Annotated in this window: 17 protein-coding genes; 8 read left to right on the top strand and 9 right to left on the bottom strand. The window is 65.2% G+C overall.

The window, feature by feature from the left end; all coding sequences use genetic code 11:
• Positions 1-2: 2 nt before the first annotated feature.
• The 4 genes from CKJ84_RS03570 to CKJ84_RS03555 all read right to left on the bottom strand — a co-directional run bounded on the left by CKJ84_RS03570 (position 3) and on the right by CKJ84_RS03555 (position 4837).
• On the bottom strand, positions 3-1751 hold the full coding sequence (locus CKJ84_RS03570; RefSeq protein WP_095545964.1) for a biotin carboxylase N-terminal domain-containing protein: 1749 nt from the start codon (positions 1749-1751) through the stop codon (positions 3-5).
• Positions 1744-3300 (bottom strand): urea amidolyase family protein, encoded by a 1557-nt coding sequence (locus CKJ84_RS03565; protein ID WP_095535723.1) that lies wholly within the window; start codon positions 3298-3300, stop codon positions 1744-1746. Before CKJ84_RS03565 ends, CKJ84_RS03570 begins: the two co-directional genes overlap by 8 nt.
• Positions 3297-4067 carry a LamB/YcsF family protein gene (locus CKJ84_RS03560; RefSeq protein ID WP_095535722.1) on the bottom strand — a complete coding sequence of 257 codons (771 nt, stop codon included), beginning with the start codon at positions 4065-4067 and terminating at the stop codon, positions 3297-3299. Before CKJ84_RS03560 ends, CKJ84_RS03565 begins: the two co-directional genes overlap by 4 nt.
• Positions 4068-4195: 128 nt before the next feature.
• Positions 4196-4837 carry a GntR family transcriptional regulator gene (locus CKJ84_RS03555; protein ID WP_095545963.1) on the bottom strand — a complete coding sequence of 214 codons (642 nt, stop codon included), beginning with the start codon at positions 4835-4837 and terminating at the stop codon, positions 4196-4198.
• Between the two features lie 191 nt (positions 4838-5028).
• Here CKJ84_RS03555 and CKJ84_RS03550 point away from each other — a divergent pair, with 191 nt between their 5' ends.
• Both CKJ84_RS03550 and ppk2 read left to right on the top strand, forming a co-directional pair.
• Positions 5029-5355 carry a putative quinol monooxygenase gene (locus CKJ84_RS03550; protein WP_095276950.1) on the top strand — a complete coding sequence of 109 codons (327 nt, stop codon included), beginning with the start codon at positions 5029-5031 and terminating at the stop codon, positions 5353-5355.
• Positions 5356-5402: 47 nt separating this feature from the next.
• Complete coding sequence (gene ppk2, locus CKJ84_RS03545; protein ID WP_095537708.1) at positions 5403-6284, top strand: polyphosphate kinase 2; 882 nt, start codon at positions 5403-5405, stop codon at positions 6282-6284.
• Between the two features lie 2 nt (positions 6285-6286).
• Here the strand turns inward: ppk2 and CKJ84_RS03540 are convergent, their stop codons facing one another.
• The gene (locus CKJ84_RS03540) at positions 6287-6850 is read right to left on the bottom strand and encodes a DNA-3-methyladenine glycosylase (protein WP_095535719.1); all 564 of its coding nucleotides are present in this window, start codon (positions 6848-6850) and stop codon (positions 6287-6289) included.
• The gene (locus tag CKJ84_RS03535) at positions 6847-7641 is read right to left on the bottom strand and encodes an HAD family hydrolase (protein WP_095545962.1); all 795 of its coding nucleotides are present in this window, start codon (positions 7639-7641) and stop codon (positions 6847-6849) included. The genes CKJ84_RS03540 and CKJ84_RS03535 overlap by 4 nt, the downstream gene beginning before the upstream one ends.
• 62 nt (positions 7642-7703) lie before the next feature.
• Here CKJ84_RS03535 and CKJ84_RS03530 point away from each other — a divergent pair, with 62 nt between their 5' ends.
• Positions 7704-8705, top strand: coding sequence for a 3-hydroxyisobutyryl-CoA hydrolase (locus CKJ84_RS03530; RefSeq protein WP_095545961.1), 1002 nt, complete (start codon positions 7704-7706; stop codon positions 8703-8705).
• A gap of 6 nt (positions 8706-8711) precedes the next feature.
• Here CKJ84_RS03530 and CKJ84_RS03525 read toward each other — a convergent pair whose 3' ends face one another.
• Positions 8712-8897, bottom strand: coding sequence for a hypothetical protein (locus CKJ84_RS03525; RefSeq protein ID WP_095545960.1), 186 nt, complete (start codon positions 8895-8897; stop codon positions 8712-8714).
• A 276-nt stretch (positions 8898-9173) separates the two neighbouring features.
• Here CKJ84_RS03525 and CKJ84_RS03520 point away from each other — a divergent pair, with 276 nt between their 5' ends.
• Both CKJ84_RS03520 and CKJ84_RS03515 read left to right on the top strand, forming a co-directional pair.
• Positions 9174-10625, top strand: a complete 1452-nt coding sequence (locus tag CKJ84_RS03520) for a glyceraldehyde-3-phosphate dehydrogenase (RefSeq protein WP_095545959.1) — start codon at positions 9174-9176, stop codon at positions 10623-10625.
• An 8-nt stretch (positions 10626-10633) separates the two neighbouring features.
• Entirely contained in the window at positions 10634-11074 is a 441-nt protein-coding gene (locus tag CKJ84_RS03515) for a hypothetical protein (protein WP_095545958.1), read from the top strand.
• Here CKJ84_RS03515 and CKJ84_RS03510 read toward each other — a convergent pair.
• On the bottom strand, positions 11052-12170 hold the full coding sequence (locus CKJ84_RS03510) for a glycosyltransferase family 1 protein (protein ID WP_095545957.1): 1119 nt from the start codon (positions 12168-12170) through the stop codon (positions 11052-11054). The genes CKJ84_RS03515 and CKJ84_RS03510 overlap by 23 nt on opposite strands.
• Before the next feature lie 4 nt (positions 12171-12174).
• On the bottom strand, positions 12175-13371 hold the full coding sequence (locus CKJ84_RS03505) for an NAD-dependent epimerase/dehydratase family protein (protein ID WP_095545956.1): 1197 nt from the start codon (positions 13369-13371) through the stop codon (positions 12175-12177).
• A 295-nt stretch (positions 13372-13666) separates the two neighbouring features.
• On the opposite strand from CKJ84_RS03505, the gene CKJ84_RS03500 reads away from it, so the two are divergent.
• The 3 genes from CKJ84_RS03500 to CKJ84_RS03490 all read left to right on the top strand — a co-directional run bounded on the left by CKJ84_RS03500 (position 13667) and on the right by CKJ84_RS03490 (position 21910).
• Positions 13667-16930: a Rib/alpha-like domain-containing protein gene (locus CKJ84_RS03500; protein ID WP_095545955.1), complete on the top strand. Its 3264-nt coding sequence runs from the start codon at positions 13667-13669 to the stop codon at positions 16928-16930.
• Between the two features lie 12 nt (positions 16931-16942).
• Positions 16943-19246 (top strand): hypothetical protein, encoded by a 2304-nt coding sequence (locus tag CKJ84_RS03495; RefSeq protein ID WP_095545954.1) that lies wholly within the window; start codon positions 16943-16945, stop codon positions 19244-19246.
• 516 nt (positions 19247-19762) lie between these two features.
• Positions 19763-21910 (top strand): hypothetical protein, encoded by a 2148-nt coding sequence (locus CKJ84_RS03490; RefSeq protein ID WP_095545953.1) that lies wholly within the window; start codon positions 19763-19765, stop codon positions 21908-21910.
• The last annotated feature ends 23 nt before the right edge of the window (positions 21911-21933 follow it).

The raw sequence follows: 21933 nt of genomic DNA, 5'->3' as shown, positions 1-21933 counted from the left end.
CCCTAGGAAATCGTGGCGATCGTCGCGTTCGCCTTCACGCGCTCGCCCGCGGCCGCCGCCAGGGAGATCTGGCCGTCGCGGGTGGCCTTCACGCTGGACTCCATCTTCATTGCCTCGATGGTGGCCACGGCGTCGCCCTTGGACACCACGTCGCCGTCGGCAACGAGCCACTCGACGATGGTGGCCTCGTACTTCACCGTGACTGCGCCAGCGGCATCAGCCGCACCGGGAGCCGGCTCGGCGCTACCGCCCGCAGCTCCGCCGCCGGAGAGCAGCGCGACCGGCACGCCGACGGTGTGAAGCTTGCCGTCGATTTCGATGACCAGGGACGTGCGATCGTCGTAAATGTGCTCAATGTCCTCCACCTCGTGCTGCGCTGAGGGTGAGTAGTTGTGGTCGACCCAGTCGGTGTAGACGTCGAGCGAGTCGCCCGTGAGCTCCGGCGCGGTGATCATGTCGCGGTGGAACGGCAGGACGGTGCGCACGCCGCCGATGGAGAACTCCTTGAGCGCCTGCTCGGCGCGGCGCATCGCGGTCTCGCGGTCCGGGCCCCAGACGACGAGCTTGCCCATCAGCGAGTCGTAGTAGGCGGGGATGGTCCACCCGGTCATCACGCCGGAGTCGACGCGGATGCCGGGGCCGGTGGGCAGGTCGAAGCGGGTGATCGTGCCGGGGGAGGGGGCGAAGCCGTTGGTGACGTCCTCGGCGTTGATGCGGAACTCGAAGGCGTGGCCGTTGACCTCGGGGTCCTTCCCGGCGAAGGAAAGGGGCAGGCCCGCGGCGACGCGGAACTGCTCGGCGATGATGTCCACGCCGGTGACCTGCTCGGTAATCGGGTGCTCCACCTGCACGCGGGTGTTGACCTCCAGAAAGGAGACCGTGCCGTCCTCGGAGACGATGTATTCCACCGTGCCCGCGGACTGGTAGCCGGCCTGCTGGCAGATGGCGCGCGCGCCCTCCTCGATGGCGGTGCGCTGCTCGTCGGTGAGGAACGGCGCCGGTGCCTCCTCGATGAGCTTCTGGAAGCGGCGCTGCGTGGAGCAGTCGCGGGTGCTCAAGACGGCGACGTTGCCGTGGGCGTCGGCAAGCACCTGCGCCTCGACGTGGCGCGGGTGGACGAGGAACTTCTCCACGTAGCACTCGCCGCGCCCGAACGCCTCTTTCGCCTCGCGGCCCGCGGAGGCAAAGCCCTCCTCAATGTCGGCCTCGTCGAAGACGACCTTCAGGCCGCGCCCGCCGCCGCCGAACGCCGCCTTGATGGCGATGGGCATGCCGTGCTCGGTGGCAAAGTCGCGCGCCTCTTCCCAGGTCTCCAGCGGCTCCCCGGTGCCGGGCGCGAGCGGCGCGCCGACCTTGACGGCGAGCGCGCGGGCGGACAGCTTGTCGCCCAGCAGCTCGATAGCCTCCGGCGGCGGGCCCACCCAGCGCAGGCCCGCTTCCTCGACGGTGCGGGCGAAGTCGGCGTTTTCGGACAGGAAGCCGTACCCGGGGTGCAGGCAGTCCGCGCCGGCGCGGTAGGCGATGTCGATCAGCGCCGGGATGTTCATGTACGTCTCCGCCGAGGTCTTGCCCGGCAGGAGGTATGCCTCGTCCGCCACCTGGGTGTGCAGCGCGCCGGTGTCCGGCTCGGAGTAGACGGCGATGGAGCGGATGCCCAGGTCGCGGGCGGTGCGCGCGATGCGCACGGCGATCTCTCCGCGGTTGGCAATCAGGACGGCGGTAAGCGGCTGGTGCTGGGTGGCGTTAGTCATTCTTTTCCTCAAACAGTTCGAAGCGGATGGTGCCCCCGGGCGGGAGCTGGGTGGCAATGTCGACGTCCTCGTTGATCACCGTGGCGATGACCGGGTAGCCGCCGGTGACGGCGTGGTCGCGCAGGAACACGACGGGCTGGCCCGACGGCGGGATCTGCACGGAGCCGGCGACCATGCCCTCGGAGGGCAGCTCCTCGGTGCGCGCCCGCTCGAGGCCTTGCTCGGAGTCCAGCCTCAGGCCGACGCGGTTGGATTCCGCGGTGACGGTGTAGGTGGTGGAGAGGAACTGCTCGATCGCCGCGGGGCTGAACCAGTCGTCGCGCGGCCCGAGCACTACGCGGACGGTGCCCGTGGTGGTCGCGCCCTCCTTGCGCACGCGTAGCGGGTTGGACAGCAGCGCGTTCGCGGACTGGGGCCGCGTGAGCGACATGGCGATGGTGTCACCCGCGCGGATCGGATCGGGGCCGAGCCCGGAGAGCATGTCTGTCGCGGCGGAGTCCAGCTCCGTGTCGGCGATGAGCCCGCCGCGCACCGCAATGTAGGTGCGCATCCCCAGGCGGGCGGGCGCCACGACGACCTCCGCGCCGGCGGGCACGATCGTCGGCGTGGCCAGCAGGGCGGGGCGGCCGCCTACCGTCACGTCCGCGTCGGCGCCGGTGACGCAGATGACCGTCTCAGCTAGCGCCGTCAGCGTCAGTCCGCCGATGTTCTCCAGCAGGGTGGCGTTGCGCTTGTTGCCCACCGCGGCGTTGGCGGTGCGCGCGCTCGCCCGGTCCGCTGACCCGGACGTGGTCACGCCGAGGTTGCCGTTGCCCTGCCGGCCCAGGTCCTGGTAGAGGGTCTGCATGCCCGGGTCGTCCACGGAAAAGATGGGGCGGCGCGGCGGAGTGGCCAGGTGGTAGTGGCTCGTCTCGGTCGCGTCCTCGAGCGCGTCAACGGCACGGTAGTGAACCCGGTCGCCGGGTGCGACGAGCGCTGGCGGGGTCGCGGCGGAGTCCCACATCGGGGTGTGCGTGGTGCCGATGAGCTGCCAGCCGCCCGGCGAGGTGCGTGGGTAGACCGCGGAGAACTCGCCCGCCACGGCCACGGCGCCGGCGGGAACCTCGGTCCGCGGGGAAGTCAGCCGCGGCACGCTCAGCGCCCGCGCCGGGTCCTCCGGCACGCAGTAGGTAAAACCGGGGGCAAACCCGCCGAAGGCCGCGACCCACGTCGTGGAGGTGTGCCACGCAATCAGCTCGTCCACGCTCATGTGCAGGGATTCGGCCAGGGAGGCGGTGTCGGCGCCGTCGTAAAGCACTGCGATCTCCACGTCGCGGGGTGCGCGCTGCTCGGCGGAGCTCGGGCTTATCGACGCCAACCTGTCCGCCGCCTCACGCGTCGCCGTCGGGGAGTCGAACGTGAGGAGCACGGTGCGGGCCGCGGCGATGACGTCGGTCTGGCGCGGCAGCGGGTTCGCCTTGAGGAAGGCGTGCCAGTTCATCACGGTGGCCAGGTCGGGCAGGTCCACCATGAGCCCGCGGGTGCCTACTGGGGTGATGCGTACGCTCATAGGAAGCTCGCGATCGTGATTCCGGACTGGCCGAGCCGCTCGACCACGCTGCGGGTGAGCTCGACGGAGCCGGGCGAGTCGCCGTGGACGCAAACGGACTCGGCCTGCACCTGCACCTCGGTGCCGTCGATGGCGGTCACGGAGCCGGTTGCGGCGACCTGCAGGACGCGCTGGGCGACCTGCTCTGGGTCATGCATCACCGCGTTCGGCTCGCGGCGCGACACCAGCGTGCCGTCCGGGTTGTAGCCGCGGTCGGCGAAGGCCTCGCGGATCACGCGCAGCCCAGCGCGCTCCGCAATGTCGCAGGCCACGCCACCCGGGAGCAGCATGACGGGCAGGTCGCGGTCGAATGCCTTGATGCCGTCAATGACCGCCTTGGCCTGCGCCTCGTGGTGCACGATCGCGTTGTAGAGGGCGCCATGGGGCTTGACGTAGCGCACCTGCAGGCCCTGGGCGCGGGCGAGCGCGTCGAGGGCGCCGATTTGGTACAGCGTTTCGCTGGCAAGCATGCCCGGCTCGTAGTCCACGAAGCGGCGGCCAAACGCGGCCGGGTCGTGGTAGGCGATGTGGGCGCCGACCGAGACGCCGTGTTCCGCGGCGGCAGCCAGCGTGGCCGCGATGGTGTGGGGGTCGCCGGCGTGGAAGCCGGTGGCGACGTTGGCGCTCGACACCATGCCGAGCATGGCCGCATCGTCGGCGACGGGGTTGCCGGCCGTGGTTTCTCCCAGGTCGGCGTTGAGGTCAATGGTGGTGCTCACAGGCGGCATCCCTTCTCACAGCTGAAGCATTGAACGTGGGCGACGGAATGCATGGTGCGGCTCACACGAGGCGGGTGCTAGCTCGTGGGCCACAGGCAGATCCTGACACAGTTATACTCCGCCACGTATGCGGTGGGCTAAATCGGTTCGCCGTTGTTGATCTTGGCAATCAGCTCGTTGACCATCCGCCCCTGCTCTTCCAGCGATTCCTGCAGGTAATCGGACGCCTCCTGCCGGCGCTCCTCAAGCAGGAGCTCGACGAGATGCTCGTTGACGTCAATGAACTGGCGGTGAAACGTTGGCTGCTGCTGCACGATCGGCAGCGTGGCCAAGCGCAAGAAGGCGTCGAGCTGGTCCATCGTGTCGCCCAACGTCTTGGACCCCATCGCGGAGAGGACGACGTGGTGGAACGCCTGATTGATCGCGGAGACGAGGTCATCATCGTTCTGTGCGATCGCCTCCCGTGCTTCCTCGTTGAGCAGGGTGAGCCGCTCGATGTCGAGGTGCTCGCCCCACAGCAACGCCGCGGGCTCGATGGCGGCGCGGGCGCGGTAGGTGTCCGTGACAAACTCGGGGGAGGGGGTGGCCAAAAATACGCCGCGGTTGGGAAGTCGCTCGCACAGCCCCTCCGACGTCAGCATGGCAAACGCCTCGCGCAGCGTGTTGCGCGAGACGCCGAAACGTTCGGCCAGTGCTACCTCGTTGAGCTTCTGGCCAGGCGAAAACTCGCCACGCGAGATGGCGCGGCGAACTTCGGCGGCAACATTTTGGGCAAGCATGGCATCCGGCTCGAGGTGGGGAAGAAGACAACATATTTACGGTACTCGCTACAGCCGGGTGGAGGAGGGGAAACTCCCCCTTTTATGCACCGGGCCGAGCGCGAGCGCGTACATTGCAGACAAGCGTAGCGCAGAGTTGTTGAACAATTGGCGCGCAACCCCATCCGCCAAGTCCGGGTACGGTGGTCCTCATGATTTTGATTAACGTACGATTCAAGCCGCTTGATGAGCACGTAGAGAACTTCCGCGAGGTCGTGTCGGAGTTCACCAACGCCAGCCGCGCCGAGGACGGCTGCCTCTTCTTCAACTGGTACCGCTCCGAGGATGACCCGAAGGAGTACCTGCTCGTTGAGGCGTTCAAGGACGACGCCGCTGAGGCGCACGTCAACTCGCAGCACTTCAAGGACGCCCAGGAGCTGTTCCCGAAGGTCCTGAAGGAGACCCCGACCATCATCAACACGCTCATCGAGGGCAAGACCGAGTGGGACGAGATGGCGGAGTTCAAGGTCAACCGCTAGGTTGAGCATTTTGCTCGGCAGCTTTCATCCTGGGTACGGTGAAAGACATGAGCGAAGAACATGCGGCGAAGAAGCCGCCGAAGCTTTCCAAAAAGGCGTACGAGCAGGAGCTCGTGCGACTCCAGGCGGAGCTTGTGCAGATGCAGCAGTGGGTCGTGCGCACCGGCGCGCGCCTCGTCATCGTGATGGAGGGGCGCGACGCTGCCGGAAAGGGGTCCGCGATCAAGCGAATCACCCAGTATCTCAACCCGCGCACGTGCCGTATCGAGGCGCTGCCAAAGCCGACCGAGCGCGAGCAGGGGCAGTGGTACTTCCAGCGCTACGTCGAGCGGCTCCCAGCAGCGGGCGAGATCGTGATTTTTGATCGCTCCTGGTACAACCGCGCCGGCGTCGAGCGCGTGATGGGCTTCTGCTCCTCGCAGGAGTACCGCCGCTTCCTCCACCAGGCCCCGATTTTCGAGCGTCTCCTGGTAGAAGACGGGATCATGCTGCGCAAGTACTGGTTCTCGGTGTCCGACGAGGAGCAATACAAGCGCTTCCAGTCCCGCAAGGAGGACCCGCTGCGCCAGTGGAAGCTCTCGCCAATGGACTTGGAGTCCATCACGCGCTGGGAGGATTACTCCCGCGCAAAGGACGAGATGTTTATCCACACCGACATCCCGTCCGCGCCCTGGTACACGGTGGAGAGCGAGGACAAGAAGCGCTCGCGCATCAACGTCATCTCGCACCTCCTGTCCACGGTGCCCTACGAGCACGTCGAGGTGGACCTGCCGGAGATTCCGGAGCGCCCGGAGATCACCGACTACGAGCGCCCCCCGCGCGAGGAGTTCCGCTACGTGCCGGACGCCGCCGCGAAGCTGGAGCAGCGCCGCGTTGAGTCGGAAAAGCCCGGCAAGAAGCACAAGAAGGGCAAAAAGAAGAAGAAGTAGCGTTACTGCTTCGGGTACCCGCGCGGCGTGGACACGGTCGGGTCGCGCGGGATCCAGAACCTGAGTGGGGCGTCCGCGTTTTTGCTAATGCCAATGCGCGGCCCGGCCACCCATTCCGGCTCCGTCTCTCGCGGCGTGAGCTCAACTGGCGTCCCGTTGTCCGCGAGCTCGAGCCCCAGCGCCTGCCCTAAATTCCCTGGACCGCGCGCCAGATTTGCAAAGGGAATCCGGTTGCGATCAGGCCGCTGCCGTCGCTTCCGCGCCAGCGGCTCGCCCGCGATGACTTCGCCGCCGCGCATGAGGCAGCCCTGCCCGTCGCCCTCCGGCGCGCAGACAATGTTGCCGTTGAGGTGGATCCCGTACGACAGGTAGACGTACAGCCGCCCGCCCGGCCCGAACATGGCGGCGTTGCGGGCGGTCTTCCCCCGGTGCGTGTGCGCGGCCGGGTCGCTCGCGCCCGTGTAGGCCTCCACCTCGGTCAGCCGCACCGTCACGCCGCGGTGCGTGATCAGGCACCCCAGCAACTGCGGGGCGACGAGGTCAGCGGGTTGTGCGAAGTCGATCATTTGGCCCATTGGGCAAGCTTATCGACGGCCGCGTGCTCCCCATTCGTCCCAATGACCTCATGCGCAATCGCCTTGAGGTCCGGGTGCGCGTTCCCCATCGCGACGGCGGTGCCGGCGGCCTGCAGCATGGAGAAGTCGTTGAGGTAATCGCCGATCGCGGCGGTGTCCTCCTGCGCGATGCCGAGGGTTGCCGCCAGCGCGGTGAGCGCCGCGCCCTTGGACGCGGCGGGCGGCATGATGTCCAGCCAGTGCTTGGAGCTCACGAGCGCCTCGAGCTCCGGTACCGTCTCCCGGACCCAGGGCAGGCCGTCCAACTCGGCGTCGCCGTCGACGAAGAGGGCGATTTTGACGATGCGGTGCGCGGGAGCGTCGGCAAGCGTGCTGACCCGCTCGTTGGCCAGGTAGTACTTGTCCACCTCGCGCTGCACCTCGGTGGGGGTGTCGGCGAGCGTGAAGGAGGCCTCGGGCGTGCACATGACGGGGTGGGCGGTGAAGGGGGCGTGCGGGAAGGCGTCGACAAAGCGGCGCACGGTGTCCTCCGGCATGGTGATGGCGGACACGATCTCGCCCAGGTGCTGGACCACGGCTCCGTTTTCCGCGATAAAGGTGTCGGGTTCGTTGCGCGCAAACATGGAGCGCAGCGTGGCTAGCTGGCGGCCGGAGGCGGGGGCGACGGTGATGCCGGCGGCGCGCGCCCGGTCGAGCGTGTGCCAAAAGTGCTCGGGGATCGCCCCGCTGGGGGCGAGCAGCGTTCCGTCCATATCCAGGGCTACTAAGCGCGGGGCATTCATTCTTCACACCATACCCGCTGTCTCTACACCCGCACTCGCTGTGATGTGCAACACTAGGGAGTATGACTGAATCCTTGAACACCGAATTGCTCAACGTCGAAGCCCGCGGCACCACGGGCATCATCACGCTCAACCGGCCGAAGGCGCTGAACTCGCTCAACGGCGAGATGATTCACGGCATCTACACGGCGCTGCGCGCGTGGGAAGCAAACGACGCGATCACGCAGGTGATCGTCCGCTCGAGTTCCAAGCACTTCTGCTCGGGCGGCGACGTGAAGTACGCGCGCGAGGGCGTCCTCGCCGGAAAGACCGAGGAGATCAGCGCGTTCTTCGCCGAAGAATACGAGATGAACAACTACATTGCCAACTACCCCAAGCCGTATATCGCGCTGGTCTCCGGCGTGGACATGGGCGGCGGCATGGGGATCTCGGCGCTCGGCTCGCACCTGGTGGTGCACAAGGACGCGTTCGCCTCCATGCCGGAGATGAACATCGGTTACATCACGGACGTGGGCCAATCCTGGAAGCTGCAGCACCTGCCGGCCCGCCCGTCGCTCGCGCTCGGGAAGTTCCTTGGACTGACCGGCTACCGCATGACTGCGGACGACATGCTCGCGCTCGGCCTGGCCTCGCACAAGGTGGAATCTTTTGAAGGGCTTGTAGAAAAGCTTATCGACGAAGGCGTCACCGCCCTCGACGCCCTCGCCCTCCCCGCCGGCGAGAGCGGGCTTGCCCGGTGGTACGAGCAGATCGAGGAGGTCTTCGCCGGATCGTGGGCCGAGATTGAGGGGCGCCTCGACGCCGCCGGCGAGTTCGGCGCCAAGGTCCGCGAACTTACCGCGCAGGCCTCGCCCTCCGCGCTCGTCGCCGCGGCTGAGCTTTTTCACGCCAACGCCACCCAAGATCTCGCCGGCTCCCTGGACAACGAGCGCGTGCTCGGCGAGCTGATGCGCGGAGAGCCGGACTTTGCGGAGGGTGTGCGCGCGGTGCTGGTGGACAAGGATCAGGCGCCGTCGTTCGCGCCCCAGCCGTCGCCGGAGAAGTACAGGGAGGTGCTGAAGTAGGGGAGGTTAAATCAGAAACGTCTCCACTGCGCGGACGATCGAGTCCCACAGGCCGATGACCGAGTAGCTCAGGTCGTCGAGGGAGGCCTGCCACGATCGGGGCAGAATCTCCGTCGTCGGGGTGAAAAGTGCGTCGCGAAGGTCCTGCGCGCCGGAGTGCATGTTGTAGTTCAGCTGCGAGCTCAAATCCATGGCAGACATGCTACGCCGAAGTAGCGGTGTTGGCACCGCAGGAACTCCCTCTCTGAGCGAAAGTACGAACCGGGGTGTGCGCGGAAACTGGCACCGAACCAATCAAAGGTGTGATGTGTGCGCCGGGGAATGTCTAGGTGACACGCGGTTTTCTTTAGGGCGAACTCTCGTCATCGCGCGCGGCCGGGCGCGCTAATATAGGGGTGCATGTGGGTCTTCGGAATGCCCCCGAACCGAACATGATTCGTACACCAACGACCGTATTTGAGGACTACAGTGACACAATCAACTACCCCCGCCGCTGACTGGAACCACAAGCTCACCCTCGCGCAGGAGATGCTCCCGCTGATCAGCCAGCTGCACCGCGAGCACAACGCGGTCACGTCTATCTACGGCCGCCTGCTCCTGGGGGCCACGGACATCGACATCATCAAGGCGCACCGCTACGCGCGCCGCATCGTCGAGCGCGAACTGCCACTTGATGACACGCTGCCCATCCTGAAGGAACTGGTCAAGATGGACCTGGGTACCGCGTCGATCGACCTGGGCCGCCTGGCAAAAAACTACTCCCGCACGGATGGCAAGGATCTGCGCGAGTTCCTGGAAGAGGAGCTCGCCGAGGTCGTCGGGACCTCCTCTGAGCTGCAGGCTCGCGACGTTGTCCTGTACGGCTTCGGGCGCATCGGTCGCCTGCTCGCCCGCATCCTCATTTCCCGCGAGGCTGCCTACGGCGGCGTGCGTCTGCGTGCCGTCGTGGTGCGCAAGAAGGGCGAGGATGACATTGTGAAGCGCGCGTCCTTGCTGCGCCGCGACTCTGTCCACGGCGCGTTCGACGGCACGATCACCGTGGATAAGGAAAAGGAAATCATCTGGGCGAACGGCACCCCGATCCAGATGATCTACGCCAACGATCCGGCTGAGGTGGACTACACCGCCTACGGCATCAATGACGCGATTGTGGTGGACAACACCGGCGCGTGGCGCAACCGCGAGGGGCTGTCCAAACACCTCGAGTCCAAGGGCGTCGACCGCGTCCTGCTCACCGCGCCGGGTAAGGGGGACATCCCGAACATTGTCTACGGCATCAACGAGGGCATGATTTGCGACGAAAAGGTGCTGTCCGCCGCGTCCTGCACCACGAACGGCATTACGCCGGTGCTCAAGGTGATCAATGACCGCTACGGGGTCAAGCACGGCCACGTCGAGACCGTGCACGCGTACACGAACGATCAGAACCTGGCGGACAACTTTCACAAGGGCGACCGCCGCGGCCGCGCAGCTGGTCTCAACATGGTGCTCACCGAGACGGGTGCTGCCAAGGCCGTGTCCAAGGCACTGCCGGAGTTCGAGGGCAAGCTGACGGGCAACGCCATCCGCGTGCCCACCCCGGATGTGTCGATGGCGGTGCTCAACCTGGATCTGGAGACCGAGGTGGAGAAGGAGGAGGTCAACAACTTCCTGCGTCGCGTGTCCACGGACTCCAACTTGCGCCAGCAGATCGACTACATCCAGTCGCCCGAGGTCGTCTCGACGGACCTGCTGGGCACGACGCACGCCTCCGTGGTGGACGGCCTGGCCACGATCGCCTCCGGCAATCACCTGGTGCTCTACGTCTGGTACGACAACGAGTACGGCTACTCCCACCAGGTGGTGCGTGTGGTGGAGGAGATCGCGGGCGTGCGCCCGAAGATCTACCCGGAGCGCAAGGCTCCGGAAGAGATCAAGTAACTAGGGTCATGCGCCGTAAGCTCGCCGCCGTTGCCAGCGTGTTCGCGCTGGCCGTCTGCGGTGCGCACGGCACCGAAATGGGGCTGCAGGACGCCGCGCTCGCCGGGGACTTCACCGTCGCGGATGTGGCGGGGCCGGGAGTGGAGCGGGCGTACGTATTCTGCCCGTACACGGACAAGGCCGAAGCGCAGCGCCTCGGCTTCAACCCAGACGACGTGCCCGGCATTGACGGCGATGTCCAGGCTTGGGAGACCGCCTCCGGCATCGGCGTGATCGCAGACGGCCGCGCAAATATCGAGTGGTTCGACCCGCGCAACGTTGATGCCTGTGGTCCGGGTGTGGACCCTTACCAGGACATTGATCCTTCGGCGAGAGTGTGGACAGCGACGGAATCCCGCGAATACGCGGGCGGGGAGACCGCCGAGGTCACCGTCCTGCGTTTCGAATAACCTCGTCGTAGTAGTCGACCACCTGCTCTGAGGAAGCTCGCCACGTCCAGCGCTGCGCTTCCGCCCGGGCTGCGGTGGAAAGCTGGGTGCGCAATGCGTCGTCTTGGAGCACGCGCGCAATTTCATCGGCCCACGTGGTTTCCGGCGCATCTGGATCCACAAGGATGCCAGTTTCGCCGTCGTCAATGACAAAGGGCAGGCCGCCGGCGTTGGCAGCCACGACCGGAAGGCCCGACGCGAAGGATTCAAGTGCGGCGAAGCCAAGCGTTTCGGTGGCGGAGGGGAACAACAAAACATCGCCGGAAGCGTAGGCGGCAGCGAGCTCGGCCCCCGAGAGGTAGCCGGTGAAGACGGCCCAGTCGGGAGCGCTGGAACGTACCTCGTCGTAAAGCGGGCCCTCGCCCACGAACGCGATACGCGCACCAGGAACTCGCTTGCGGACTTCCTCCATGATGGGGAAGCAGCGCTCGACGGATTTTTCCGCGGAGATACGACCAACGAACATTACGAGCGGGCCGCCGCCCAGGCGCTCGCGCATTGACACTGAACGAGCCTCGGGGGTAAAGCGCTGCGTGTCGACGGCCTTCGGCCACAGTCGCACGTTAGGGATGCGATACTCAGCAGCTTTATCCATCATCGGACCGGATGTGACCAGATTGATTGCTGCACGGCCGTGGAACGTGCGAAGGCCCCACTTCGCAATGGGTTTGACCCACGGAATGCCCAGCTTGACGCAGTATTCCGGCACATCGGTGTGGAACGAGGCGAGCATGGGAAAAAAGCGCGAGATGACAAGCGATGACCAGCCAGCGGTCCAGATTGGGTTGACCGCGTGCACAATGTCGGGGTTGAACTCGCGGAGGCGACGAAACGCCTTTGGCCCGAGCACGCCGTGTTTGACCTCCGGGTAAACCTTCAGCGCCCGCGAGGGGATAGGCACGACCTCGAATCCCGCATACTCCGTGGGAGGGTTGCCCGGGGCGAAGACGATGACTTCGTGCCCCATCGCTGCCAGCTGGTCGAGATGGCGGGTGATGCGTGTGACTACTCCGTCGATTTTGGGCAGGAAGACCTCGCTGATAATCGCGATGCGCATGCGCTTACTGCTCGCCGGTCGGCACACCCGCGGTCTGCTTCGCCGTCCATAGCGAGCGCGCCGGGATCTTCGAGCGGTCCGCCCGGTCGGCATACTTGCGCGCCACGTCCTCGACCTCGGTGAGCAGGCCTTCCGCCAGCTTGGTGGGCTCGAGCCCGAGCCCGATAAAGGTGTCGTTCTTCACGTGTAGTTCGTTCTCGGCGGATTCCTTGCGCGGGTTCGGCACCATCTGCACTTCGGCGCCAGAGAGCTTTGCGACGAGCTGCGCCAGGTCCCGCACGCGGTGCGTCTCCGTCATCTGGTTGAAGATCTTCACGCGGTCGCCCTTGGCAGGCGGGTTTTCCAGCGCAATCTGGATGCACTTGCACATGTCCTGGATGTGGATGAAGGCGCGCGTCTGCCCGCCGGTGCCGTGAACGGTGAGCGGGTAGCCCACGGCGGCCTGCATGAGGAAACGGTTGAGCACGGTGCCGTAGTCGCCGTCGTAGTCGAAGCGGTTGATGAGGCGCTCGTCGCGCTGCGTCTGCGCGGTGTGGGTGCCCCAGATGATGCCCTGGTGGAGGTCGGTGATGCGCAGCTCGTCGTTCTTGGCGTAGAAGGCGAAGATGTTCTGATCCAGCACCTTGGTCATGTGGTAGACCGACCCCGGGTTGGTGGGGTAGAGGATCTCCTGTTCCACGGTGGTGCCGTCCTCGGTGTCCACCTTGATGTCCAGGTAGCCCTCTGGGATCTCCATCCCGGCGGTGCCGTAGCCGTAGACGCCCATGGTGCCCAGGTGGACGACGTGCACGTCCAGCCCGGATTCCACGATGGCCACGAGCAGGTTGTGCGTCGCGTTGACGTTGTTATCCACCGTGTATCGCTTCGCCCGCGGCGTCTTCATGGAGTACGGCGCGGCGCGCTGCTCGGCGTAGTGAATCACTGCGTCCGGCTGGAACTCCTGGATGAAGGCGAGCAGCCCCTCGTAGTCCTGCGCGACATCGAGATTGCGGAAGCCGATCGTGTGCCCGGAGATTTCGTTCCACGCCTGCAGGCGCTCCTCAATGGAAGCGATCGGGGTCAGGGAGGTCACGCCCAGTTCCTCGTCGATAGCGCGGCGTGACAGATTGTCCACAATCACCACGTCGTGGCCGAGGTCGGAGAGGTGCAACGAGGCCGGCCAGCCACAGAATCCATCCCCACCAAGAACCGCAATCTTCACTTCCGAACAACCTTTCCGTCAACACATGCAAAAGCTTGTCGACGCTGAGCGCGCCGACACCTCCGGTTCACGATACCCAGCACGCGCCTCCTTTGCTGAGTAAAACGACTCCGCTCGCGCGGAATTTGGCCCGCGTTCCGCAAACGTGCAGTTTAGGCATATCTGTAGTTAAATTAATGGAGTTACCTGTGTTGCCCTCAAGGAAAGTCTGGGAATTGATATGGTGCGGGGTTTTCGGAGCCGTAATTTCGCCGTAGCCACAGTCGTTGCTTGTCTCGCGTCCGGTGTCGTCGCCGTGCCGCCCACCTTGCTCCCGGTCGCGCACGCGGCCGACGTGCTTGATGAGGCAGCCGGGTTTGCGCTCTACGCCACGACGGATGATCAAAGCATCAACGCGCGACGGAGCTGGGGTGGGTTCTTCAAACTCGAGGATGGCGACTATGAGTCGAAATCGGTCCGGTCCGTGCGAATGTACTTCCTGCCTGACCGGGAAGCGAACCCGAACTACCCAACGCCAACGGGCCGCTATTCCAACGTGGATCGGTTCTTCCCCGCAGAGGAGAAATATCAGGTTCAGCTGAAGACGAACGGAAAGGTCACCGAGGACTTCGGCGCGCTGACGGGCTACGGGTTCGAGGACGCCCGCGGCTACAAATGGCTGGACATTACCCTGCCCAAGACAGTGACCATCGGCCAAGCGGAGGCGCTGTTCATCAGCAACGCGGCTGGCGCGGACACGTTGCCCTGGCGCGCATACAACTCATCCGTCGGCGCCCGCGGGTTTGCAGAGCCGCTCGATGCGCAGCCCGCCACCATCCACAGCAAGGTGGTGCGCGCCGACTCCTCCGAGCCGGCCGAGGGCGTCGAGGTCTCGCTTGTCGACGCCGACGGCAAACCCCTCCAAACCCAAACCACCAGCGCGGACGGTACCGTCACCTTCGCCGACGTGGAACCAGGCCGGACCTACACCATCAAGTCGGGCACGCTGGACGGGTACTTCGCCGAGCAGCCAGTCTCCCTCACCGTGGCGAGCGGCCAGGAATACACCCCGACCCCGATCGAGCTGACGCCCATCGGTGTGACGGGCCGCGTGATCGACGATCACCAGAATCCCGTCAAGGGCGTCCCCGTCTCCATCGGCGAGTTGGAAACCACCACGGACGCCAACGGAACGTTTACCCTCACCCACGTGCCGGAGGGGGAACAAAAAATCCGTGTCGGAGCCTCGACGCGCACGCTGCCTAAAAGCAGAGGCGTGAGGGTCGAGCCCACCGAGCACAACCGGGCGGGGGACATCCCCGTCGCTGCGAAACCGGGCACGATTACCGGCACCGTGGTCGATTCCTCCGGCACCCCCGTCGCCGGGGTAAAAGTACGCACCGGCCAGCATGAAACCGTCACGGATCGACACGGGAGGTTCCAGTTCCCTGACCTGAAACCGGGCCCGTACAACATCTCCGTGTCCGCGACAGAAACGATCGAGGGCGGCGTGCACCAGGGGGTGACCGTCGCTCCGGGCGAGACGGCGTCTGCGGACGTTCAGGTCAATCTGCTGCCCGGCGCGCTGTCCGGGGTGGTCGTCTCGGACCGCAATACCCCGATCGCCGGAGCCATGGTGAAGGTGCACCCTGAGGACGACCCGGCCCGGGCAGTTGCCGCCACCACAGACAGCGAGGGATTGTTCGTGGCCGCGGGCCTTGTCCCGGGTACGTACATCGTCGACGTGGTTGCGGATGGTTATACAGCGAGCACTACGAGCGTAGTGGTTTCGCCCAATGAGACTGAGGCGCTCGAGGTCAAGCTCACACCAACGCCAACGCCAACGCCCAAGCCAGCTCCCACGACGAAGAAGACCACACCGAAGACCACCACAAAGCCCAAGCCAACTCCCACCACGAAGAAGCCCGCGCCAAAACCCGCACCCAAGCCGACCCCCACCACGAAGAAGCCCAAACCCAAACCCACGCTCGCACCGGTTGAGAACTTCGGCTGGGGCGACATCGAGGTCCGCCCGGGCGAGATCGAGATCGCAAACCCCCAAAAGTCCGCCGGCAGAGGCGTCACCTTCGTCGTGGATGGGGTTACCCGCCAAGACGGGCAGCCGCTTCTCGACGCCACCTGGATCACCGTCGACCAGAACGGCACCGTCGCAGCAGCCCCGCAGGCAAATGTCGCCCCGGGGAAGTACACGGCGGAGATCCGCAACTCCACCGGAGGGCACAACGTTGTGACCATCACGGTCGGGAAGCCGCAGTCTGAGGCTGCGCTGTACGACGTGTCCTACGAACCGCGCACCGTCCGCGCGGGGGAGCGGGCCAGCAGCCCGAAGCCGGCCGCGACCCGCACGATCACCCCGGAGAAGTACGGCTGGCAGCCGTTGCCGGCGGGCACCGGGTACCGCATCATTGAAAACCCGAACGCGACCGTCGCCAGCGACGGCCGCGTGGAGCTGAAGGTGCCGAAGGACGCGAAACCCGGCAGCACCATCAAGGTGAAAGTCGCCATCACCTTCCCCGATAGGTCGAAGGACGAGGCGATCGTCCCGTTTGAAATTGTCAAGTCCCCGATCGCTGACCGCCTCGCACCAAGCTACGAGGCCGGAGTCCTAGTCGGGCCCGGGCAGCACACAATGATCACCGCGCACACCTCCAAGGGCGTGCCGGACGGCACCGAGTATGCGCTCGACGAGGACGCCGAACTTGGCGGGTGGGTCGTCGGAGTCAACGAGCGCACCGGCGCGCTCGACGTCACCGCCCCGTCTGCCGACGCCAAGCCGGTCAAAGTCCCGGTGAAGGTCCGCTTCCCCGACGGGTCGGAGCGCACCATCACCGCGAGGATCGGCGTGGCTACCGCATCGGCGCCGAAGCGGGGCACCACGCTGACCTACCCAGCAACAGTCTCCAAGACCGGCAACTCGGTGACCGCGGAGCCAAAGGGCTCCGTCCCCGAGGGCACCGTCTTCGTCCTCATGGACGACGCAGGCATGCGCGTCGACGTTGACCAGCGCACCGGCAAGGTCCGCGCCGATGTTCCCGCGAACGCGCCCGCCAACGCCACGTACACCGTCCGCGTTCGCGCCCAGTACCCGGACGGCACTACCGCGCTGCTCCCGCTCAAGGTCACCACCGATTCGCAAGCACGCCGTGACAGCAAGGACAGCAAAGACAGCAAGGGCACCGCGACCGCGCCGAAGGGGACCACCTTCGGTCTCTCTGAGAAGTTCAACGAGCCGGGGTGGTACGTGAGCGTCGATAAGCGCACCGGCAAGCTCTCGGTCGACGTGGACGACACCGTCACCAAGAAGAAGTCGGTGCAAGTTCCGGTGGTGGTCTCGTACCCGGACGGTTCGCAGCGGATCAAGAATGTCGAGGCCAACGCCCCGGCCCTGCAGACCGTGACCCCCACCCCGCAGGACGCGCCGTCGGGCGCATCGTCCGGGTACAGCTGGGTGCCCATCGTCCTCGGCCTCCTCGCCGCGATTGGCGGGGTGGGCTACGCCGCGTTCGTTAACCAAGACCACATTCGTCGGATGCTCTCACAGTTCGGGATCCGGATCTAAAAGGTGAATACCATGCATACTTCCCTGAAAACCGTTGCCATCGCCCTGTGCGCTTCCCTCACGCTCGGTGGCGTCGCCGTCCCGCAGGCCTCCGCAGCCACGGAGCAGCGAGAAATCTCCGTGCGCGTCCACGGCGAGACCCCCAACGCCGAGCAGGGGCGGATCGACGGCGAGGTCCGCAAGGACTCCCGCGCCCGGCTCGCCTACGTCCACCCCGCGGCCGCGGTGGGTATTCACGAGTTCACCGTGTACTCAAACATCTGGATCGATGGAAAGAACCTCGCACCCAACTGGGGCGCGTCAACCGACGTGCGCAAGGACGGCGGGGCGGACGTGATCACCTACACCTACACGGACGCCCGCTCGGACGTCGAGATCACGCGCACCTTCCGTATCTACGGGAACCGCATCGACGTCGACGTACGGGCGCGCAACGCGGGCAAGCAGCGCCGCCAGGTGGACATCGAGCTTGCCAACGAGCTGCAGAACCCCTATCAGGTGAGCGCCCGCGAGACGAAGGCGGACACCTACAAGGTGGGGCCGGAGTCCGAGGGGTACGACACCACCGTGTCCTTTACGGAGCCGAACTTTTCGGGCACGCGCGAGCAGCTGACACAGGAGCAGAGCAAGGGGATTGGCGAAGGGACACCGAAGCTCCAGGCCGGCGAGTGGATCGAGGTGCTGGATCCTGGCGAATCGGTGGAGGCGCGGGCGTCGGTAAGCGTGGCGGCGCAAGAGTCCGCGATTGACACGGACGGCGACGGGCTGCGCGACGAGTGGGAGCTCAAAGGCCTGAAGCTGGAGGACGGGACCGAACTGCCGATTCAGAAGTGGGGCGCCGATCCCGAGCGCCCGGACCTGTTCCTGCAGCTCAACTGGATGCAGGCAGAGTGGGAGACCCTGAACTGCGCGCGCAAGGACGACTTCGCGCCGACGGCGGAGGAATTTGAGCAGTTCGCCGGTTGCGCGACCGCCAACGTCAACTCGTACCGCCCTTCCACCTCGACCCTCCGCGACCTGGAGGACGTCTTTGCCAAGGAGGGCATCGCGCTGCATATCGACGCGGGCGAGACCTACCAGAGCGCCTCGCTTGCTGGCTACGAGGAGCCCCACGGCGGGAAGACCGAGCGCTTTCAGCAGTACTACTTCCAGGATAAGTCGCAGGCTCAGCGCCTGCTCGACGAGCGCGATCGCCTGCTTGGGCCCCGCAAGGCCGTGTTCCGCCTTGGCATCATCGGCGACAAGATGGCGGAGGGGAACCGTTCCTCCGGCGTCGCGCTCGTCCGCGATTCCGCCTTCTACATTGCGGACCACAAGGACATGACCACGCAGGAGCAGCTGCGTAACACGATCTTCCACGAGTTCGGCCACACGCTGGGCCTGGGGCACTCAGGGCCCGAGGTGCCTGACAACCCGCTCGCGGGAGATGTGTACGTGCCGGAGTACAAGTCCGTGATGAACTACCTGTACCAGTTCAGCTACTTCGACTACGCCAAGGAGCCGACCGACGCGAGGGTAAACGCCTGCGTCAAGGGCGGCGGGTGCGGTGAGCAGTCCGTCACCATCCCAGCTGACTGGTCCAACCTGGACCTGCCCGGCTTCAACATCGGCCAGGGCAATGTGACGACGGGCTCCGGGCAGCTTGACGACGACGACCAGTCCGAAAAAACTCCCCGCAAGCTGGCAGAAAACGCCGCCGTTGCCAACGTGGGCAAGGCTGGCTTCCAGATGGACACCACTGCAAGCGGCGACAACGGCATCGTGACCGCCAGCGAAGAGAACTTCGCTACAGGCACCATCAGCAACCTTGGCGCCGACGCGGAGCGGTTCACTCTGGTGGCCAACTACCCGGGCGGGCAGCGCTACACCGAGGAGATCACCCTCGCCGGGATCCAGGACAAGCGCTCGGAGCGCGAGGTGAAGATCCCGATCCGTAACGCGAACAGCATCAGTGGCCCGACCCTGCCGGTCAATGTGCAGATTTTCAACCACTCGGGTGAGAGCGTCTTCACCGACCGCTACGAGCTCTCGGTGCTGGACTACACCGCTGAGGAGGCGGAGCGCGTGCTCAACGACGTGCTCAAGTCCGACGCCTCGCCGCAGGTGAAACGGATGGCCAAATCCAAGCTGGACGGCGTGACCGATCGCGCCCCGGCGGCGGCCACGAAACTGAACACGAAGACGCCGACGGAGAAGCCGACCCGGCAGCAGGAGGAGCCAGTTTCTTCAGTTGCGATCGTAGTCGCCGTGCTGCTTGCGCTCGGCGGAATTGCCGCTGCAGGGGCCGGGTGGGCGCTGAGCCAGGGGCTCATCTAGCGCCAAGTGTGGTAAAAATCACTAAAAATAATGCGCTTGTCTCGCGTTGCACTGCGGGGCAAGCGCATTATTGACAAGCGTCGAATTGTCCATATCTGCCCTGGCTAAGGTATTCACGTGGCCTAAGAGGATGCCCAAGCCGAACCTTAATGAAGAAATTTTGACTTGTGCCAGTTAACGGCCGGACGCCGGCTCAATTCTGAGAAAAGGATTCCGATTGTATGAATTAGCCTTACAGCTTCTCATCTGATAGGACACCCCTCGGTGAATAATATGCACTCTAGGATTGTTCAACAGGCTGCGAAAGCTTCCGGACATTTTGATTTACCGATGTCTACGAATTGGCGATTGGTCGCGGTTTTGGAGCAAAGGGAGTTGTTAATCTGCGGTTTTGGGGTAGCTTAAGCAGTTGACACCAGAACTGAACTGATAAGCATTGGCTCATGTATCGACCGTGAATAGTTTTCATGCATCGGCGCATACATAGTCAGGGTAAAAACGTTGAGGAGCAGCCGCATGAGGAAGCTGGCATCACGCTGCATCGCAGTCGCGCTCGGTGCAGCGCTCGTCGTGGGCGGGCAGCCCGCGGTCGCCGGTGCCATCGAGGCAACAGTGGACGCTTCCCGCCTGACGCAGTTCTCCCACCACGACGAGGATTCAGTTGCGGGTACCCAGTCGAACACGCTGTACACCGACATTCTTGTCAACGGTGCCCGCATCATGGCGCCGGACAACGCGCCGGTCACCACGAAGGATGAGCGGGGCGCGCGGGTGACCACTGCTCAGTACGCAGACTCCGCGAGGGGAGTGCAAATCGAGCGGGTCGTGCGCACCACCGACACCGAGATGACGGTCGAGGTCACCGCCACGAATCAGGGCTCCGAGGACGCCTACTTCCAGCTGGACCTGACCAATTCCATCAACACCAACCGCACGCTCACCGGCAGTTTCGACGGCGAACGCTTCACCGTCGGCCCGGATCACGGCGGCTACGACACGTTGGTGGAGTTCGCAGACCCCGGTTTCTCCGGTGTGGCAAACAGCTTCAATGCGACCACCGCGACCGACGAGGTCGGCTACGTCGACCCCGACGGCGCACAGTTCCAGCGTGGCCGCTGGTTCCGCTCGGTTGACCCCGGCGACCAGCTCACGGCGAAGGCAACGATTACCTTTGACACGCAAGACTCCGCCGTAGACAGCGATCAGGACGGCCTGCCCGACCAGTGGGAGGAACAGGGCGTCACGCTTGACGACGGAACCCAGCTCCCCCTCAACGAATGGGGAGCAGACCCGCACCGCCCCGATGTCTTCCTGCAGCTGAACTGGATGGAATCCGAGTACGAAAAACTCGGCTGCCTGAACACGCCGGACGCCGAGCAGTGCGACACCGCGAACACCCGGACCTACCGCCCGCCCCGCCACATCCTGGATGAGCTGGCGGACAAGTTTGATGAGCACGGCGTTTCCCTGCACATCGACGCTGGCGAGACCTACTCCAACATCCCGAACTACGACACCCGCCACGGTGGACAGACCGAGGGATACGAGCGGTACTACTTCAGTAACTCCATCCCCGGCCTGCGCATGGTGGACAACGTCAACCGCCTGCTGGGCCAGCGTGCCTCCGTCTTCCACGTCGGCGTGATCGGTGACCAGATGAACCCGAGCAACTACTCGGTTGGCACCTCCCTCGTGGGCGATAATGGTTTTTACGTGGCCAAGCACAAGCGCATGACCGAAGACAGCCAGTTGCGCAACACGATCATGCACGAGCTGGGCCACAACCTGGGCCTCAACCACAACGGCTCGTTGAAGTTCGAGGGCAAGGTGCCAAAATCTGACTACCTGCCCAACTACAAGTCCGTGATGAACTACCTGTACCAGTTCTCCTACTTCGACTACTCGGACGTGGAGGCCGTGTCCGGCGGTCCGCTCCCGGAGGAGTGCAACCGCTCGGGCGTGAACTGCTACCGCGGCGACTACCGCGTCCCCGCGGACTGGGACAACTTGCTTATTAACTCCCTGCGCCTCGGCGGCCGCGTCGGTACCGCGGGCGTTGACGCGCGCAAGGTCGACACCGCAGCGCTCAAAAAGCTGGACAAAGAGATGGAGCGCGCCGACGCGAGCAGCGACCGCGTCGAGGTCGAGGTCACCGACGAGGGCGACCTGACCAGCGGCAAGCGCGGCGAGGTGACGCTCAAGCTCACGAACCCGGGCCTGGATCTGCACCGCTACGAGGTCGCCGTCGGCGGCACCACCCAGCGCGTGGTGCTCGGCGGCGTTCGCTCCGGCAAGAACACGACGACCATCACCGTGCCCGTCACACCCACGGAGCCGGGGGCATTGCCTCTCGACGTCCGCGCGACCGATGAGCTTGGCGACACCACCTTCGAGGACCGCTTCGCCGTCCCGGTTGCAGAGGACCCAAACGCCGACTCGACGCCCATGGGCGGGGCCGTGAAGTCGACCCCGGCGGTCGCGAAGGTGCACAACGAGACCACGCCGACCACCAAAGCAACACCGACCACGAAGGCAGCGCCAGCCCCCAAGGCAACGCCCAAGCCGGAAAGCGGCAGCAGCTCGGCGGCCATCGTCGTGCCGCTGCTCCTCCTGCTGGCCATTGCCGGTGGCGCAGCGGCGGCGTGGGCGAGCGGCCTCATTTAAACTCTTCAACAAAGCTCAACAGC

Origin of the sequence: Corynebacterium sp. NML 120412, assembly GCF_002285155.1 — a bacterium.
Taxonomy (GTDB): domain Bacteria; phylum Actinomycetota; class Actinomycetes; order Mycobacteriales; family Mycobacteriaceae; genus Corynebacterium; species Corynebacterium gottingense.
The sequence above is the reverse complement of the archived record's forward strand: the minus strand, read 5'-3'. Positions and strand labels throughout refer to the sequence as shown.